The organism is Brevibacillus antibioticus, assembly GCF_005217615.1.
In the GTDB taxonomy this organism is placed as follows: domain Bacteria; phylum Bacillota; class Bacilli; order Brevibacillales; family Brevibacillaceae; genus Brevibacillus; species Brevibacillus antibioticus.
Genome location: NZ_SZNK01000001.1, coordinates 1735908 through 1754610 on the forward strand (window position 1 = coordinate 1735908; position 18703 = coordinate 1754610).

Consider the following 18703-nt stretch of genomic DNA (forward strand, 5'->3'; position numbering starts at 1 on the left):
AAGCATGACAACCTTTACTGATCGTTTGAGAAAAAGTGTAGCCCCGATCTGGGAGCGTGTTCATCAACATCCTTTTGTCACCGGACTTGGAGATGGCAGCCTGCCCGTTGGAGCATTCAAATATTACATGAAACAAGACTACATCTATCTGATTGATTACGCGAAAATGTTCGCGATTGCGAGTGTGAAGGCGTACGATCTGGAAACAAGCTCCAGATTCGCTGCTTTGCAAGAATCGACGCTGAACACAGAGATGGAGCTGCATCGTCAGTATGCTGAGCGCTTTGGCATCTCTCGCGCGGAACTGGAAGCGACAGAGCCTTCATTTGTTATGCTGGGATACACCAGCTACATGCTGCGTGTCGCTCATCAAGGGTCGTTGGCGGAATTGGTGAGTGCACTACTCCCATGCACGTGGAGCTATTGGGAAATCGGCAAGCGCTTGGCAGAAGTAGAAGGCGCGCTGGATCACGAACTTTATGGCGAATGGGTACGTATGTACAGCTCCGACGAGTTTGGGCAGTTGGCGATCTGGCTAATGGATATCATGAACCAATTGGCGGAAGGTAAGAGTGAGCAAGAGCTGGCCAAGTTGGAAGAGTATTTTGTCAACACCTCCAAAATGGAGTACATGTTCTGGGACATGTCCTACAGAGAGGAAATGTGGCCGTGGGAGAACAACTAGCTTTCGCCGATGTCAGCTTTTCGTATGGCGACAAGCAGATTCTCGATCATTTTGATCTGCGTGTGGAAAAAGGGGAAATCGTCAGCTTGATCGGTCCGAGCGGGATCGGGAAAAGCACCTTGTTTCAACTCATCGCAGGTCTTCTTGAGCCGGGGCAAGGTGAAATCAGGCTCGGCAGTGAACCGGTAGCAAATCGTTTGGGGCAGGTCGGCTATATGCCCCAACGCGATCTGCTCATGCCATGGCGTACGATCGTTGAAAATGCAGCTTTGCCGCTAGAAATCAAAGGTATGACGAAAAAAGAAGCCCATGAGCGAGTCAGACAGCAATTGCCAAGGTACGGGCTTCAGGATTGGGCTGACAGCTATCCAGCCCAGCTTTCCGGTGGAATGCGTCAGCGAGTTTCCTTTTTGCGGGCGTTGTTTTCAGGCGCAGAGATGATGCTGTTGGATGAGCCGTTTAGTGCTTTGGATGGAATAACGAGAATGGACATGCAAGAGTGGCTGATGGAAAAGTGGCAGGAAACAGGCAGTACGATGCTGATGATTACGCACGATATCGACGAAGCCATTCTGCTCGCGGACCGCATTATTGTGCTGACAGGTAGCCCGATCACCAGGCCGATCGAATTAACCGTTCCGGTAAGCAGACCGCGAACGGCGAGCAGCCGCAACCAACCCGGATTCTTGGCGTTGCGCGAACAAATTTGGGAGCTGCTTCGACAGGAGCGCCAAGCAGCAATGAAGCCGTTGAGGAGAGAAGCATGATGGGGAGAGGCATCTGGTTTGGTATCTCCATCGCCATTTTTCTCTTGGTGTGGGAAGCTGGTTGTCGCTTCTTCGGGGTGCCGCCATTCATTTTACCGCCGCCTAGCGCTGTGGTCATGTCTTTGTGGGATTTACGCGCCTCTCTAGTAGGTGTACATCTTTGGGCGACGTTACAGGAAGTGTTACTGGGGCTATCGATCTCGATTGTATTTGGAATCTCCCTTGCCTTTGCGATGATTCGCAGTCGGATTGTAGAGCGCCTGGTCTATCCGTATATCGTCATCTCCCAAACGATCCCACTGATAGCATTATCACCCGTATTTATTTTGTGGTTCGGGTATGATTTATCTGGAAAAATCGCGGTTACGATTCTGTTTACTTTCTTTCCGATCGTCGTCAACACGTATGATGGACTTCGCTCGACGGACAAGGAAATGCTCCAGCTGTTGAAAACAATGGGGGCAACAAACGGGCAAATTTTCACCAAGCTGCAACTCCCGTCGAGCTTACCCCATTTCTTCAGTGGTCTCAAAGTGGCAGCGACCTACAGCGTGGCTGGGGCGACGATTGGAGAATGGCTGGGCGCGAGCGAGGGTCTCGGGTACTTTGGCAGACGGGCATCCGGCAATTTTCAGGCTCCCGCGTTGTTTGCCTCGGTCCTGTTGCTCTCGATTCTCGGCATGCTACTGTTTTGGCTGGTTGGACGAATTGAACGTCATTTTTCCCCGCATATGAAAATCAAAGGAGAACAACAATGAAACCTTTTAACAAATGGACGAAAGCATTCATGGCACTTACATTGGCAACAGGACTTGCTGCTTGCGGCAATCAAGCGAGCTCGGGTGCTGGTCAGACGCAAGCCCCTGCTGATAAAGGAGCGGAGCCTACTGAGCTGACGATTGCGCTCGATTGGTATCCGAATGCTGTACATTCCTTCTTGTATGCCGCAGAGGAGCAAGGCTATTTCAAAGACGAGAATCTCAAAGTGACCATGCAAATGCCTTCAGACAGCAATGATCCATTGAAGATGGCGGCTGCGGGCAAAGTAGATTTGGCAATCAGCTATCAGCCACAGCTCGTCCAAGCTCGTGCAGAAGGAGTTCCTGTCGTATCTGTAGGTGCACTCGTTCGTCATCCGTTAAACGTGATCATGACGCGCCAAGACAGTGGAATCGATACTCCGCAAAAGTTGGCTGGAAAAAATATCGGTTATCCATCCCTTCCACTTGATGAATCTATCGTACGTCAAGTTGTGAAGCATAGTGGTGGCGATGATTCCGGACTGACCTTCACGGATATCGGCTTTGACATCGTCCCGGCGTTGACGGCCAAAAAGGTCGATGCCGTGGTAGGTGGCTATATCAACCACGAACAACTGATTTTGGAGAAGCACGGCATTCCAGTCAATGCGTTCAAGCCTTTTGAGTTTGGTGTTCCAGACTATTATGAGCTCGTATTGGCAACAAGTGACGAGACTTTGGGCAAAAAGCAGAAAGCAGTGGAAGGTTTCCTGCGCGCGATTGGCAAGGGTCAGGATTATGTGAAAAATAATAAGGAAAAGGCACTCGATCTGTTACTTGCCAAACAGGCTGCCGATTTCCCGCTGGAAAAAGACATTGAGACCAAGAGCTTGGATATCCTGATTCCGTTGATGGATGCGGGGGAAAAGCCTTTTGCATACCAGACGGCCGAATCTTGGCAAACACTAATTGATTGGATGAAAAAAGAGAAGCTGATAACAGCTGACATCAAAGCAGAAGAGATCATGCGCGATCTCGTGAAGTAATCAGTCAAAAAGCACCCCCTTTGCACGCTTTTGAGAGTCTACTCTCCATTGGCGAGTCAAAGGAGGTGCTTTCTCTATGATGTCTTCCTTTTAGGAGGAGAGGGGGAAACAAAGTTCTGCTGTCATCCCTTTTCCTGTATCGCTTGTTAACAGCAGGTGTCCATGATGAGCGGCAGCAATACGTGCAACCATGGGCAAACCGAGACCATGACCATTCTGCAAGGGATATTTTCTTTTTGACGAATAAGGCAATTCCACCAAGTCAGGCAGCATGCTTTGCTCCATGCCTTTTCCGTTGTCAGTGATAATCAAAAGAGCATGGCGCTGGTTAGCTGACAGGGCCGTTTGCACATGGATGTGACAGCCCGATGGGTTATGTGCAATGCTGTTTTGGACCAAATTCGTGATGGCGCGGACAAGAAGTTTTTCATCGCCCATCACGAAGCATTGCTCAGTCGCGACATCCAGCTCGATGGTAAACGTCTCTGCCAAATCATTGTTTAAAAAGTCAGTGACAATTTGCCGAGCAAGTGTCGAAAGCCGAATCGGTTTGGTATGAATGGGCTGCATTTCGTATTCCAGCATGGAAACAAGATTCAAGTCGCTGACCAAAGACCGGAGCTTTTCCCCTTGCTTTCGAATAATGCTTGCTTTTTGCTGCTGCTCGTATGGCACCGTGTCGCTCTCTTCCAATTCACTGGCATACCCGAGCACCATCGATAATGGCGTGCGTATATCGTGGGAGATTCCAGCGATCCAGTTCGAGCGTGCTTCGTCTCTGGCTTTTAGCAAAGCGTTCTTCTCTTGCAAAAGCGACGATGCATGATTGATGCTTCGGGCAATCCCGCTGAACATTCCTTTTGCCTCGACCTGTGTATGCTGATCTTCTGACAGAGCGTGAATCCCACTAATCAGTGGGCGGATTGCCCGAATGAGTCGAGAGCCGATGAATAGCGAGAGAAGAGCGGCGAGCAGTATATTTCCGAAAAGCAAAGCCAGTAATCGATACGGCAAATCGCTTATCCAACTGATCGGGAAATGAAATTGGTACTTGGCGAGACTGTCCTTCGGGTAGCCCACGACGACCAGCCCCATCTCATGCTCCCAAACAAAAACAGGATAATCCTGTAAGTAATTTCGCGAGAACTGCGCCACTTCTGCCAGAGAATAGGTGCGGGGCAATTGGTTCGGTATGGCGTAGTCCCAGATAACCTTCCCATCGTTCGCAATCAGCATGGCCCAAGCCTGGCTTTTTTGCAACCATTCTTGTGCATGTGGTTCCAACGTATAGTGGGTACCGTTCTGATGAAGACCTTCTGCGACTGTTTGTGTGACGTGGATGGGAGGAGAGCCATCGTTCATGCCTTTGAAAACAAATGTACCGAGAATGATGTAATTGACGATGAGCAAAAAGACGGCAATCAGGATAGAAGCACCTGTATAACGACGTAAAATTCGTGCGGCTCCATCCATCTACAACTCTTCCTTTACGAGTAATTTGTAACCGAGTCCTCTAACCGTGAGCAAATATTCGGGAGTGGACGGACATGGCTCGATCTTTTCGCGAATGCGCCGCATATGAACCATCAGCGTGTTTTCATACCCGTAGTAATCATCACCCCACACGGATTGGCAAAGGGCATCGCTCGTGACGATTCGCCCCCGATTTTCATACAGTTTTCGCAAGAGTGCGTGTTCCTTGGCGGTCAAAGCGTATTCGTGCTGATCTCTCGTCACGCTTGCTGCCTCCAAATCGATCGTACTGTCACCTAGCTGGAAAACGGGCAGACGATCGATTTGGGGAGGCGCGTAAACGCGTCGTAAAATGACCAGAAGACGAAGAACGAGCTCGCGTGGTAAAAATGGCTTCACAATATAGTCGTCAGCGCCCAGGCCAAGTCCGAGCAATCGATCCTCATCTTCCCCTCTCGCTGACAGAAAAATGACAGGGATTTGCGAGAAACGACGGATCGAGGTCAAAAGTCCAAATCCATCTCCATCAGGCAGCATGACATCCAGGATCGCAACATCAGGCTTGTCCGAAGCGCATACTGCTAACGCCTCTTTACAAGTACCCGCATGAAAGATACGAGCGAATCCTTCCTTACGCAAAAATCCATCGATCATATTTCTGATTTCAAGCTCATCTTCCACGATGAGCACTTTTTTCTGTTTCCACTCTTCCATATTGAATCACCCGTATTCATTATACTCGCTAGATTTGTGTGTTCTACCCACTCGTAGTCGATTTAAGGTTGTCGTAAGATTCTTGTCAGCTTATCGACGGGTTGGGACTCTATGATTTCGTTGGAAAGACCAACAGATAGGAGCGAGAAAAGATGGATACGGTGATTCGAACGGAAAACCTCTCAAAACACTATGGAGGAGCCTATTGCGTCCAGCAAGTAAATCTTGCGGTAGGAGAAGGGGAGGTCTATGGCTTCCTCGGTCCAAATGGTGCAGGAAAATCGACGACTCTAAAAATGCTGCTAGGATTAGTCAAGCCGAGTGAAGGCAGTGTATCTGTATTCAGGAAGGATTTTAGCAGGAACCGACTTGAGATTTTGAGTCAGACGGGTTCCTTGATCGAGGCTCCTTCCTATTACGGTCATCTTACCGGTCTGGAAAATATGCGAGTCATGCAGCGGCTACGAGATGTACCGGACAAACAGGTAGAGAAGGCCTTGCAAATCGTCCGTTTGGAAAAACAACAGAACAAAAAGGTCGATCAGTATTCGCTCGGGATGAAGCAGCGACTGGGAATTGCCATGGCCTTGCTGCATTTTCCAAAGCTCGTTATCCTCGACGAACCGACAAACGGTCTGGACCCTGCGGGAATCGGTGAAATTCGAGAATTGATTCGATCATTGCCACACCAGTATGGAATGACGGTCTTGCTCTCCAGCCATCTGCTCTCGGAAATCGAGCAAGTGGCCACGTCCATCGGCATTATCCACGGGGGGAAACTCTTGTTTCAAGGGAGTATGGAGCAACTACAACGGAATAGTCGGCCTCATGTATGGTTGAAAACGCAGGACAATGAAAAAGCGAGAAGAGTTCTTCAAGCTAGGGAGCTTTCTCCAAGTCTCCAAGATGGCTTCCTTGTCATGGAAGGCATGGGGGATAGCGAGGTAGCGCAGACAAACCGGGCGCTGATGATGGCGGGCGTTGATGTTTATCGCATTGAAGTACACAAACAAAGCTTGGAGAGCATTTTCCTCTCTCTTACTGGCAGGGAGGGGAGCTTGTAATGGGGACGCTTTTGCTAGAGTTTTATAAAATTCGACATAAGCGTTTGTTTCTCATGCTCGCCATTCTTTTGAGTATCGAACTGGCATGGGGGTTTATGGCTGTCAGTACCTCCATGACTAAAAATCCGGACGCCGCGACATGGAGCGCCATACTGGTCACGATTACAGCCATGAACGGATTGTTTTTGCCGATCGGTTCGGCTGTCATTGTTTCGCGGATTTGTGATATGGAACACAAAGGACGTACATGGAAGCTGCTGATGGCTACCTCTGTCAGCCGGAAAGCAGTTTATTTGGCAAAATTCGTCTCTGCGGCTGTTTTGATGGGGGGGGCCGTCATTCTACAGGCTTTGGCGATCGTGGCATTTGGCATTGGCTTTGGTTTAATAGAGCCAGTCCCGATTGGCGTGTTACTTTGCTTTGTAGCGGGGACGATGCTAACAAACCTCGTGGTGATCGCTCTGCAACAATGGGTCTCTCTCGCCATCAAAAATCAGGCGTTCAGCCTATGCCTCGGGATGATCGGGGGATTCATTGGGATGACAGCGAGCTTGTTTCCGCCACAAGTCGGACGCCTTTTCATCTGGTCGTACTATGTAGACTTTTCGCCCGTTACGTATCAGTACGTGAACGAAACTATGCGGTTTACTACACGTGAAATCGGACTTCATTTGCCGATCATCGTCGTACTTATGGGCATTGCATTTTACCTTGCTGGGAGCATTCACGTATCCCGGCAAGACGTATAGGGAGGACCTTGTATGCTAATCAGATGTTTGGGAGCAGAATGGGTAAAACTTCGACGCTCTCGCATATGGCTCGTTTTGCTTGTGCTTCCTGTGTTCAGTACACTGATCGGTTTTGCCAACTACTGGATGAACCAAGCGATCCTGCAAAATGGCTGGTACAGCCTGTGGACGCAGGTGAGCTTATTCTACGGAGAATTTTTCTTGCCCATTCTCATCGCTATCTGCTGTTCGTTTGCGTGCAGACTGGAGCATGTCAACCGTAACTGGAATGTAATCCTGACTGCGCCTGTATCGACTCCAACGATTTTTCTCGCGAAGCTAGTGGTGATTGGCGTTCTCCTGTTGGGTGTGCAGCTTTTCTTCTTTGTGCTGTATATATGCGCGGGTTTCATCGCTGGACTACACGCACATTATTCGTTTCCTTCGGAAGTGTTCGGATGGATCATGCGAGGCTGGCTGGCTTCATTCACCATCATCGCCTTCCAACTATGGCTTTCCATGAAGATACAGAGCTTTGCTGTACCTGTCGGCATTAGTGTTTGCTCTGTTTTTGTAGGGTTGGGCTTGTATGTGTCTGGGCTCGGGATGTTTTTTCCTCTGTCACTTTTAACGATTGGCATGGGCGTGCTCAGTCAAGAGAGTTTGTCGCTAGGAGAGCTGGGGACGTTTGTCGTCATGTGTGTATTGTTCGTGACGAGCGGCTGTGCACTGGGGATTCGTCGTCTTACGAGAGAAGGTCTTTAATAGTTTTCGCCATATTAACGGTTTCCCTTTCCTGTCAAACAACCTTATAATAGAAGGTGAATGCTTGAATGAGGAGAAGTTTCCATGGACGACAAACACATAAACAAGACGAATAGCAAATGGGTGATCTGGGGGTTTATTCTCAGCGTACTCGCTTGTGCTGTGTCTATGGTGGTTTTCATCTACGTGATGCGCAACTGACAGCACATGATGGTAACGTCAAAAAACCGCTCGTTTGTGAGAGCGGTTTTTTGCTGTGGTGTTAACGGGATATCGCTGTTATTTTTCGGATGGCTTCTTCTTGGGACAGTTGGTTTAGCTCGGGAAAGCCAAGGTTGGAAAGAGTAATGGTTTTTCCTTGATAGATCGGATAAACGCCTTGCCAGAGACCTGCTGTGCTGTACAGCTGTGATCCGCTCACTTTTCGTAAAAACAATAAATAATTCCCTTCCGAAAGCGGCCCAGGATATGTGAGGTTGAGTGGACTGGAGGCATCGGGAAGCGGCTCTACGCCAGTGCTAATCACTGTTAATCGTCTGGACGGTGTGCCTTTTATTGTTGTTTTTACTTGGAGGCTCTGTGTGAAATTCACGATCTTGCCTTGGGGAATGGTGCGTCCTGTTGGATAAGGCTGATGCGCACCGTTTACCCGTGCGAAGACGATCAAGTCTGACCTTTTTACAAGCTCCACAAAAGAAGGGTACGGAGAGGAATCTACATGTACACGCCCGATGTCGGTTTGGGCATGGACAGGGAATGAAAAGGTGCAAAGAAGTGACAAACTGAGCAGCAATTGATAGAACATGAAACCATTTCCTCCAAACAAAAGAAGTCTTGAAGGTAGTATGAACGGAATGGGTATCGTTCATGCTTGTATATTTTTAGTATAATGGTAATATTCCGAATAAAAAGAAAACATGCTATCATGATGGCGTACTGTGATTTGTTGGTTGAAATCGCCCAGACTATGACAAGGAGGTTATCATGAATCATTTGTTTGCTTTTCGACGTGTCGGTACGTGGTTCTTCGTGTTGGCTCTCTTGTTGCAGGTAGCAGCTTCGCCTGCGGTTGCCAAGGAAGAGGTCGCTTCTTCTAGTCCTCTTGCACTCAGCATAGAAAAATTCCTCGCCGATTTGAAAAACGATGAGAATAGCAAGGGGATGTACGCTGGAATCGCAGTCTACGATCTAACCGACAAAAAGTACGTATATAAGCACAATGCCGAACGTAATTTTATCCCAGCTTCCAACATGAAGCTGTTTACGACAATCGCGGGTCTGGATAAGCTGGGGCCAGATTATCAGTGGAAGACCGAGGTGTTTGTTTCAGGAAAGGTAAATAACGGTGGCATTTTGCAAGGAGATCTGATTTTAAAAGGGTATGGGGACCCTAGCCTGAGTCCAGGGGATTTGCAACAAATGGCAAAAGCCATCAAAGATTTGGGGATCAAACGAATTAATGGAAACCTGCTTCTCGATGACAGTTATTTCGATGAGACCAGATTGGGTACGAGCTGGATGTGGGATGACGAACCGTATGGGTACAGCGCTCAGGTAAGTGGATTAGCCGTAAATAAAAACGTTACGACCCTAACCGCAACCCCTGGTAAAACGGTGAACGATGTGCCTGTCCTGACTATGAACCCAGCCACCACATACATAACAGTCACAAACCAGTTGAAAACGACAGTGGGAAAGGGGAGCAACGTGCTTGTCGAGCGACCACGCGGAAAAAATGAAATCATCGTATCCGGGACGATCGGGATGCAAGCAGCTCCTTATGAGGAAGATGTCACGATGGAAGACCCGGCTTTTTATGTGGGCGATCTATGGAAGGAGCAGTTGCAAAAACAAGGGATTGCCTTACATCCGAAGACAGAAGTGAAAAAGACAGTGCTGCAAAGCGGAGTACCGTTCTATACCCACTTGTCCAAACCGTTGGGTGAGATCACGGTGGAGCTCAACAAGGACAGTGACAACTTCTATGCAGAGATGCTTGTAAAGACGCTGGGCGTTACGCAGAAAAGCGAGGGAAGCTTTGAGGCAGGCAGTGAGGCGGTAGCGGACGTGATGAAGCGCGCTGGCATTGAGTCAGGCTTCCGTCAGGTCGATGGCTCGGGGTTATCGAGATTTAATATGATCACTCCAGAACAGATGATCGAGACGCTCATCTTTTTGCAGGAGCAAGAATATCGAACGGAACTAGAAAAATCACTCCCAATCGCAGGAGTGGACGGCACCTTGAAAAACCGCATGAAAGGAACCAGTGCGGAAAAGAATCTGATTGCGAAGACAGGTTCGTTAAGCGGAGTCAATACCCTGTCGGGTTATGTAACGGCAAAAAATGGTCACAAGCTGGCCTTTTCGATTCTGATCAACGGCATCTATAAAGTGAAGTATGCGAGGGAGCTACAGGATCGCATCGGAATTTTGTTAACAACCTACCCGGAAATCGCAGCACCAGAAGGATTCAGCCCTCCAGAGAAAAAGACGTACCCACTCTCTGCTTTGATTGATCCTATTCTCGATACGCCGGAAGCAGCAGGTGTAACGGCTGGAATCATGATCAAATCGTTGGATTCACCGGGTGACCCTGTTTTATACGAGCGGGATGCGGACACATTGCTTACCCCAGCTTCGAATCTGAAGCTATTGACGACTGCCACAGCGTTGAACCAGCTTGGTTCGGATTACGTATTCAAAACGGAAGTGTATGGAGACGCTCCGATCACCTCTACGGGCATACAACAAGGCAATCTGTATGTGAAAGGATATGGTGACCCTACCTTGCATACGGAGAATGCGCTTCAGGTGCAGGAAGGTGTGTCGATTGAAAAAATAGCAGGGTGGCTCAAGCAACAAGGAATCACGCGTATTAATGGGAACCTCGTGATGGATGAAAGCTACTTTGATCAACAACGGCTTGGTCTCGGCTGGGCATGGGATGACGAGAGCTACTATTACAACCCGACCATAGGGGCTCTTGCAATGAACCGTGGGACGGTCATGATCGAATTCAAGCCCGCAAATGATGCTGGCAAACCAGTGGAAATCAATTTGCTTCCCAAAACAGGGTATGTACAAGTAATCAATGAAGCCAAGACCATACAAAAAGGGGGAGAAAATACGTTTGCTATTCTGCGTGACCGTGGAACAAATACCATCAGACTGTCAGGAAACCTCCCACTTGATCACGAAGGGGATTACGAGCGTGTACCTGTGGAAGAGCCAGCCAAGTACGTGGGGACCGTGCTAAAGGAAACGTTGAAGCAGCAAGGAATTGCATTTGCTCCGAAAAGCGAAGTGATGATCCAGCCCGTTCCTCCAGCAGCAGTGAAATGGACACAATTTGAGTCACTGCCGCTCAAGGACATCGTTTTGTACCTCAACAAGCGTAGTGACAATTACTACGCAGAAATGCTCCTCAAGACGCTCGGAGCCGCAAAGAAAGGGACAGGGAGTGCAGCCATTGGTGCAGAGGTCGTTTCGGAAACCGTAGCTTCACTTGGCGGGAATACCACCTTTGACATGATGGATGGATCAGGTTTGACCCGCTACAATCTTATTTCTGCTCGGCAGATTGTATCCGTACTTGAGGGGATGACCAAGGAATCGACATTTGCCACTTATGATGACTCCCTACCCATAGCGGGTATGGATGGTACACTGAAAAACCGCTTGAAGGACACACCTGCCGTGAATAATCTTCACGCGAAAACAGGTTCGATGACAGGTGTGAACACGCTGTCGGGCTATATCACGACCAAAGGCAAAGAGAAGCTCATCGTATCGATTATGTTCAACGGGTATGTCGAGGATGAAGAGCTGTTTACCAAGATGCAGGATCAGATTATTACGATACTAGCCAGTTACGAATAGGTATACGAAAAAGGAGTGCCAATTACTGGGTGCTCCTTTTTCTGTTGGTATCGCCGCCTGAACTGGGTCAATGCCTGTAGCGGTCAATCAGCGGGTGACATATCTATATTCAGATTAGGAAGCAGACGAAGTATAGAACAGTGGTGAAGGAGGGGAAAAAGAAAAGATGCACCCTGCACTCTTTCATTGGAAGCGTTTGGAGCAAGTCGTAACAGAAGTGCTTGTACAGGCAGGTGCCAGACATGAGCATGCTAGGCTTGTCGCAGAATCCCTCATCCATGCTGATTTGCGCGGCGTCGAATCCCATGGTTTGGCGAGGCTACCGATCTATATCCAACGAATCGAAGCAGGCTTGATCGAATTGAATGATGAACCTGTGGTATGGAAACAGGAGGGAGCAACAGCACTGGTAGACGGCAAAAACCAGTTGGGTGCGGTAGTTGGGGTTGCGGCATTGGAGGAAGCGATTAAATTGTCGCGGCAGATGGGAATCGGGCTAGTTGGTGTTCGTCATTCCAACCACTTTGGCTCCTGTTCGTACTATGCAGAAAGAGCGATCACGGAAGGAAAGATTCTCATTGTCCTTTCCAACGCCCCCGAAGCCATGGCGCCAACAGGTGGGATTCGCCCTTTTTTCGGAACAAATCCGATTGCAGCGGGAATACCGGCAGGAGAAGAGCCATCCTTTTTGCTAGATATGGCTACAAGTGTTGCTGCCAGGGGAAAAATCGCCTTAGCCGTTAAAAAAGGAGAATCCATTCCTGCAGATTGGGCCATCGATGCCAATGGGAAGGAAACGACTGATCCCACAAAAGCCTTGCTAGGCTCACTTTTGCCGATCGGGGGAGCAAAGGGATACGGATTGGCGATGTTCATCGATATCTTGTGTGGGCTGCTAACCGGTGCAGCAACGGGACCACATGTAAAAAGCCTGTATGACAATTGGCACGATCCACAAAACGTAGGACATCTATTCTTGACAGTGGATATTGAACGATTTATGCCACTCCCCGATTTTTGTGCCAATATGGATGCCTACATTCGTGAGGTGAAAAGTGTACCTAGGAAAGAAGGTGTCACGGACATTTTCATTCCTGGGGAGATCGAGAGCCGAAAAAAGCAAGAACGCATGGAAAACGGTATTCCTCTCGATCCAAATCTGACAAAAGAACTGAGCCAATTATGCCGCACCTATGGAGTCGATTTGCAGGCAGCGTGTTATCTCCCCTAACCAGATTTCCTATCGCAGGAGGTTTCATGGACAATACATCGCACATAGACTAATGTCATGTCATCGGTTTGGAAAGGAGTGAACCGCCTATGCAACGACACATGTGCAAAGGCAAAATTCACAGGGCGACAGTTACGCAGGCCGAACTGGATTACGTGGGGAGTATCACAATTGATGTTGCACTCATGGATGCGGCAGATATCAAGCCTTATGAAATCGTGCAAGTAACCAGTTTGCGTAATGCCACGCGCTGGAAAACATACGCGTTACCCGGAGCATCGGGTAGCGGAGTCATCTGTCTGAACGGTCCACCTGCCCACCTATTCTCGCCAGGAGATCTCGTCATCATTTTGAGTATGGGCATGTACGATGAATCCGAGATGGAGCAGCTCGTTCCCAAGGTCGTATTTGTGGACGAACAAAATCGCATCACGAAAATAGAGGAGCATCATCTGATAAAGAATGGAGAGACACTGCCATAAAACCGCCAAACGTAGGAAAATGGGGCAAGCATAAGCACATGGTCAAAGACGAACTTTTGCTGGAGTATTTGCCCAAAACCCGCGTGTACTCTCCTGAAGAGCTTTGGGAGTATGCAGAAACGTTTACACACGTGATGCTGAAGCCTTCGGGAGGCGGCGGTGGGGCAGGGATTATCCAAGTAACGGCGCGAGGAGAAGAGAGGTATTTGGTCCATAGTGGGAGTCGTCAGCGGCTCGTGGAGGGGAAGGAGGCCACGATCCGATATGTGGAATCGTTGTTTCGACCGAAAACATATCTGCTCCAGCCACGTATCCCACTCGGGAGAATCAAGGGCAAGCCTTTTGATGTGCGTGTCATGATCCAGCGCAGGAGCAATAAGGAGCCTTGGGTAATAACAGGGTGGTGTGCAAAGCTTGCAGGTCCGGGCTATGTCGTGACAAATGTGGCTCGTAGCCGTGGAAAGGTTTTGCCCATCCAGACGGCAATCAAGCTGTCCAATATCGAAGCGGGTCGGCATCTCATGAGTGATATCCGTATGATAGCTACGGCGGTTGCTAAACGATTGGGAAGAGCCTATCCGACACTCCGAGAGATTGGTTTGGACTTAGGGATTGATGTGGATGGCAAACCGTGGATTATTGAGGCCAACTTCCGACCTTCTCTTGCTCTCTTTCAAAAGCTGGAGGATAAGACCTTTTACAAACGAATAGTTTCCATGCGAAAACGATAAGAGAAAAACCACTTGTCGATGTTGTTCAAACGGTGAGAGATGGACAGGTGGTTTTCCTCTGTTTTTTTACAACGAATGAAAATGAGAAAAATCTTTCAATTACAACTATGGCGTTGCTACTAGCGAAGGAACGCAAAAGTTGATAGAATGCCTCTCAATAAGATGGGAGGTAATATACACGCTGATGATAACTTTGTCTAAGAAAGAAATGCTGCTGGTCAGTTTTATGCTGTTTTCGATGTTTTTTGGTGCAGGAAACCTTATTTTTCCACCCTATCTGGGTCAAGAAGCTGGTTCCTATGTTTGGCTGTCGATTGCAGGCTTTGTATTATCTGCTGTTGGTCTTCCCATTCTTGGTGTGATTGCCATCGCAAAGGCAGGGAGCTTTTACCAATTGGCAAGTCGTGTTCATCCAAGCTTTGCTCTTATTTTTCCTATTTTGATTTATGTGTCGATTGGACCCGCACTTGCCATCCCACGTGCAGGCAGTCTCGCGTACGAGATGGGAATGGCGCCGTTTTTGCCGGTACAAGCCACTGATTCTACCTGGAGTCTTTTCCTCTATACGATCGTATTTTTTGGCATTGTCTTTTGGTTTAGTCTAACTCCTTCCAAATTGATTGATCGCTTTGGGAAAATACTGACTCCTACATTGTTGACTATGATTGCCTTGATCTATGTTAAGAGCTTATTCACACCACTTGGTCCAACGGGGGTACCAGCAGGAAAATATGCCACCAGTCCAGTTGTGCAAGGGTTTCTGGACGGGTATTTAACGATGGATGCTTTGGCTGCACTCGTATTTGGTATCGTGATCGCCAATACGCTGCGGAGCAAGGGAATTGAGGACAAAAAGCAGCTGTCCGCGAATATGATCAAAGCAGGCATCGGAGCAGGTATGTTGCTGACATTCATCTATGTCATTTTAGGATTACTGGGTTCATCCGGTGCCTCTCTAGGAAGGCCGGAGAATGGCGGGCTGCTCCTGACAGCAATCATGAGGCAGCTATTTGGTACAAGCGGTACATTGATTCTTGGCGTCATCTTTACCGTTGCCTGCCTCTGTGTATCAATTGGACTCGTAACTTCTTGCAGCCAATACTTTCATGGACGATTCAAAGGCTTGTCCTACAGGGGATGGGCAGTGATTCTCTGTATCCTGAGCATGGGGGTCGCAAACTTAGGACTATCGGAGATTCTAAGTGTATCTGTCCCAATTCTAGGTGCTATTTACCCCATTGCGATCGTGCTCATCCTGTTGGCGTTGCTAGAGCGCTGGATACCTGCGCATTCATCTGTGTATATGACGACTGTCGTAGTTGTGGCGGTTTTTGGTGTCGTGGATTTGATGAATCTTACGTTTTTTAATCAGAGCTGGAACGATATCCTGGGTGTCCTTCCGTTTTATAAGGAAGGCGCCGGTTGGATCATGCCAGCGGTATTTGCTGGTTTTGTTGGTGTTCTGCTCGACCTTCGAAAAAGGACAGACCGGACAGGAGGAGGAACAACGACTTCCCCATCCAAATAAGGCAGCATGTAGAAGAGAGCTTCGTTTTCGCGAAGCTCTCTTTTTGTGGAAGAAGCATTTTGTTACTTTTTTCGAGGTTCACTCGTATTAAAAGTGTTAAAGCTGAAGGAGCAGTCGAGGGGGGCAATTTGGCATCGTAAACTTTTCCTGCCTCGATCTCGATCGTTGTCAAGACATTTGTTAGCTGGAGCGGTCTTAGTCTGTGCGCTTTCTACATCACGTCATTCCTGCTTCTTTATCGAAAAAGAGCGCGGCAAGCGCATGCTGAAGCGTCTGGAACTGATCGGCAGAATGGTTTTGGCGCTGTTTGACATACGGCAAATTTCTACAAATGAAACGAAAAGGAGAATCTCATGCGATTTGACACTCTCATGACAATTGCTGTCGTGCTTGTGCTGACGTCCTGTTATTTTTATTTGTGGAAAAGGTTTGGCTCGAAAACGTCCAGTTAATCTTGGCGTTTTTTTGTTCCTTCAGCACAGGCAGAGCATCGGATAAAAGTGGCATGATTGGGACAAAATTTTCCTATCTCACAAACCGAGTAACAAGCAGCAGTGCTCTGACAGTAGGAAGGAGAAAAAGGATGGCTGGCAACTGGATTCCGTTTTTGATCGGCTCCTTTGTAGGATCGATGGCAGCACTCATCGTGGTGGGACTGCTTTTGATCTGTCTTTTTCGCCCTCTTACCCAGTGGGTGCTAGCCAAGTTCATGAAGCGCCTCATGTCAGACCGCTATCCGGAAAATATTTTTGAGATGGTCTCCGCAATGACCAAAGTCAGTCCACGCTACGTCCTGGAGAACAGCTTGCGAGCAGCTACTGGACAAGCCATTGAGCGTCCTTTCGGAAGTCCACGCAAGTTCTTGAACTTCGATAGCTTGATTTTTTCTCCTGCACAGATAGCCAAGATGCCTTCGAGTGAGGATACAGAAGTGGATATGCAACTCACGATTGGACCCATGGCAAAAAAGCCGTTAACCTTGGACATTCCGATCATGGCAGGGGCAATGGGTTACGGTATCGGTGTAAGTGAGGATGTGAAAATCGCGATTGCAAAAGGAACGGCCGCCGTGGGGACTTTGACGAATACGGGTGAAGGTCCGTTACTGCCGGAAGAAAGGAAATTCGCCAAACATCTGATTCTCCAATACAACTCGGGAAAGTGGGCAAAGGAGCCAGAAATTTTGCGACAAGCGGACGCCATCGAAATCCATTTTGGGCAAGGGGCGACTGCAGCTGCCGCGAGCTTTATCCCCGCTGAATATATCCAGGGAAGAGCTGCTGAAATCATGGGGGTTCAGGATGAAGAAATGGTCGTCATTCCCTCGCGGCATCCGGAAGTATCGAAGCCGGAGGATCTAAAGAAGCTCGTAGACAAGTTGCGCACAATAACAGACGGCGTACCGATTGGCGTCAAAATCTGTGCCAGTGCCATTCTTGAAAAAGACTTGGAGATTGTAATCCAGGCTGGAGTAGATTTTATCAGCATTGATGGCGGACAAGCGGGGACAAAAGGAGGACCTCCAATTCTGGAGGATGATTTCGGTTTGCCAACGATTTATGCGCTGACCCGCGCCGTGCGCTATTTGAAGAAAAAAGGTGTGAAAGAACGAATTACCTTATTGTCTGGCGGCGGATATAATACTCCGGGTGAGTGCTTGAAGGCGATTGCTTTAGGAGCAGACGGCATCTTTATGGGGACGGCTATTTTGTGGGCGATGACTCATGATCAGGTGACAAAAGCAATACCGTGGGAACCACCGACAGAGCTGACCACCTATCCAGGGAGCTTGAAAAACAAATTCGACCCCAATTCAGCCGCGAAATACTTGACTAACTTTTTTCTTTCGTTTGTGGATGAGATCGAAATTGCCGTCCTTGCGCTGGGGAAAACGTCTCTTCGTGAGGTTACCGCTGCGGATCTCGTCTCACTCGATGAGATGACGAGCAAAGTGACGAAAGTACCCCTTGCCTTTCATTCATCCTCTTCCAGTTAAAATCGCTTGATAGACGTACGAATGGGAGGAATTCGTATCGAACAGAGGATCATCCAAATCAAGTTGCTTACACAGTATAATGGATGGACCATGACGCAGACGTGGGAGCATCTTCTTTTTTTACATTGGGCAATTTCCCCAGCGTCTATCAAAGCGTTGATTCCAGCGGGACTTGAGCTCGATACATACGATGGCAAGGCATGGATCAGTATTATCCCGTTTTTGCTGAGTGGCGTGCGTCTGCGTCGAATGCCATCCGTACCATTCACGACAACTTTCCCTGAAATCAATGTGCGGACGTATGTGAAGGCGAAAGGGAAGGCGGGCGTGTATTTTCTTTCACTGGATACATCGAATCCTCTGGTAATCCGAATTGCGAAATTTTGGTATCGACTGCCGTATTATCGGGCTCAAATGGCTTTTCATTCTGAAGTGAATCGGATAGATTTTACCTCTCGACGACTATCTGGTCTACCTCAGTTTCCCTCGTTCAAAGGCAGCTACCAGTCTCACGCTGACAAATTTTTCGCCAAAGAGGGAACACTGGTGCATTGGCTGACAGAACGATACACGCTCTTTTGCAGGTGTAACAGAAAGAAGCAGATCATGTATGCGGATGTGGTGCACGAGCCGTGGCAGCTACAGGAGACAGACTTTCATATTCATGAAAACTCGATGACCGAAAACCTGTCGATCCCACTAACAGATTCCCCACATCTAGCACTGTATTCACGTGGGGTACAAAGCCTGATATGGCCGATTCAAAGACTAGCGGATCTATCTTCGGATCAAGGTGGATAGTAGGGACTGATACCGCTCCAAAGGGTATCAGTCTCTTGGATTTGAGGCTTGCCAGACTGACTTTTAGTCGGTA

Annotated in this window: 17 protein-coding genes; 14 read left to right on the top strand and 3 right to left on the bottom strand. The window is 48.4% G+C overall.

Going from position 1 to position 18703, the window contains the following annotated elements; genetic code table 11:
* The first annotated feature begins 4 nt into the window (after positions 1 to 4).
* From tenA to E8L90_RS07935, 4 genes are read left to right on the top strand one after another with little or no spacing between them, the layout of a single operon-like run.
* Positions 5 to 685, top strand: a complete 681-nt coding sequence (gene tenA / locus E8L90_RS07920) for a thiaminase II (RefSeq protein WP_137033333.1) — start codon at positions 5 to 7, stop codon at positions 683 to 685.
* Positions 670 to 1452 carry an ABC transporter ATP-binding protein gene (locus E8L90_RS07925; protein WP_137028736.1) on the top strand — a complete coding sequence of 261 codons (783 nt, stop codon included), beginning with the start codon at positions 670 to 672 and terminating at the stop codon, positions 1450 to 1452. The genes tenA and E8L90_RS07925 overlap by 16 nt, the downstream gene beginning before the upstream one ends.
* Positions 1452 to 2210: an ABC transporter permease gene (locus E8L90_RS07930; protein WP_137028738.1), complete on the top strand. Its 759-nt coding sequence runs from the start codon at positions 1452 to 1454 to the stop codon at positions 2208 to 2210. Before E8L90_RS07925 ends, E8L90_RS07930 begins: the two co-directional genes overlap by 1 nt.
* Entirely contained in the window at positions 2207 to 3238 is a 1032-nt protein-coding gene (locus E8L90_RS07935; protein ID WP_137028740.1) for an ABC transporter substrate-binding protein, read from the top strand. Before E8L90_RS07930 ends, E8L90_RS07935 begins: the two co-directional genes overlap by 4 nt.
* 90 nt (positions 3239 to 3328) lie before the next feature.
* Here E8L90_RS07935 and E8L90_RS07940 read toward each other — a convergent pair whose 3' ends face one another.
* Together E8L90_RS07940 and E8L90_RS07945 are read right to left on the bottom strand one after the other, a co-directional pair.
* The gene (locus E8L90_RS07940; RefSeq protein WP_137028742.1) at positions 3329 to 4711 is read right to left on the bottom strand and encodes a sensor histidine kinase; all 1383 of its coding nucleotides are present in this window, start codon (positions 4709 to 4711) and stop codon (positions 3329 to 3331) included.
* Positions 4712 to 5425: a response regulator transcription factor gene (locus tag E8L90_RS07945; RefSeq protein WP_137028743.1), complete on the bottom strand. Its 714-nt coding sequence runs from the start codon at positions 5423 to 5425 to the stop codon at positions 4712 to 4714.
* Positions 5426 to 5577: 152 nt separating this feature from the next.
* Between E8L90_RS07945 and E8L90_RS07950 the strand changes: the two genes are divergently transcribed.
* Genes E8L90_RS07950 through E8L90_RS07960 form a run of 3 tightly spaced genes read left to right on the top strand, consistent with a single transcriptional unit; the run spans position 5578 to position 7982 of the window.
* Entirely contained in the window at positions 5578 to 6489 is a 912-nt protein-coding gene (locus E8L90_RS07950; RefSeq protein ID WP_137028745.1) for an ABC transporter ATP-binding protein, read from the top strand.
* A complete protein-coding gene (locus E8L90_RS07955) occupies positions 6489 to 7238 on the top strand; it encodes an ABC transporter permease (RefSeq protein WP_137028746.1) in 750 nt (249 codons plus the stop codon). The genes E8L90_RS07950 and E8L90_RS07955 overlap by 1 nt, the downstream gene beginning before the upstream one ends.
* A 12-nt stretch (positions 7239 to 7250) precedes the next feature.
* On the top strand, positions 7251 to 7982 hold the full coding sequence (locus E8L90_RS07960; RefSeq protein ID WP_137028748.1) for an ABC transporter permease: 732 nt from the start codon (positions 7251 to 7253) through the stop codon (positions 7980 to 7982).
* A 262-nt stretch (positions 7983 to 8244) separates the two neighbouring features.
* On the opposite strand, the gene E8L90_RS07965 is transcribed toward E8L90_RS07960, so the two are convergent.
* Complete coding sequence (locus E8L90_RS07965; protein ID WP_137028750.1) at positions 8245 to 8787, bottom strand: hypothetical protein; 543 nt, start codon at positions 8785 to 8787, stop codon at positions 8245 to 8247.
* Between the two features lie 179 nt (positions 8788 to 8966).
* On the opposite strand from E8L90_RS07965, the gene dacB reads away from it, so the two are divergent.
* The 7 genes from dacB to E8L90_RS08005 all read left to right on the top strand — a co-directional run bounded on the left by dacB (position 8967) and on the right by E8L90_RS08005 (position 18630).
* Entirely contained in the window at positions 8967 to 11861 is a 2895-nt protein-coding gene (gene dacB, locus E8L90_RS07970) for a D-alanyl-D-alanine carboxypeptidase/D-alanyl-D-alanine endopeptidase (protein WP_137028752.1), read from the top strand.
* 166 nt (positions 11862 to 12027) lie between these two features.
* Complete coding sequence (locus E8L90_RS07975) at positions 12028 to 13092, top strand: Ldh family oxidoreductase (protein WP_137028754.1); 1065 nt, start codon at positions 12028 to 12030, stop codon at positions 13090 to 13092.
* Between the two features lie 89 nt (positions 13093 to 13181).
* Positions 13182 to 13574 (top strand): aspartate 1-decarboxylase, encoded by a 393-nt coding sequence (gene panD / locus E8L90_RS07980; protein WP_015891382.1) that lies wholly within the window; start codon positions 13182 to 13184, stop codon positions 13572 to 13574.
* Between the two features lie 38 nt (positions 13575 to 13612).
* Positions 13613 to 14305, top strand: a complete 693-nt coding sequence (locus tag E8L90_RS07985) for a YheC/YheD family protein (RefSeq protein WP_137028756.1) — start codon at positions 13613 to 13615, stop codon at positions 14303 to 14305.
* 184 nt (positions 14306 to 14489) lie between these two features.
* Positions 14490 to 15833 carry a branched-chain amino acid transport system II carrier protein gene (brnQ, locus tag E8L90_RS07990; protein WP_137028758.1) on the top strand — a complete coding sequence of 448 codons (1344 nt, stop codon included), beginning with the start codon at positions 14490 to 14492 and terminating at the stop codon, positions 15831 to 15833.
* Positions 15834 to 16416: 583 nt separating this feature from the next.
* Positions 16417 to 17829, top strand: coding sequence for an FMN-binding glutamate synthase family protein (locus E8L90_RS08000; protein WP_137028760.1), 1413 nt, complete (start codon positions 16417 to 16419; stop codon positions 17827 to 17829).
* A 90-nt stretch (positions 17830 to 17919) separates the two neighbouring features.
* Positions 17920 to 18630, top strand: a complete 711-nt coding sequence (locus E8L90_RS08005; RefSeq protein ID WP_244297177.1) for a YqjF family protein — start codon at positions 17920 to 17922, stop codon at positions 18628 to 18630.
* The last annotated feature ends 73 nt before the right edge of the window (positions 18631 to 18703 follow it).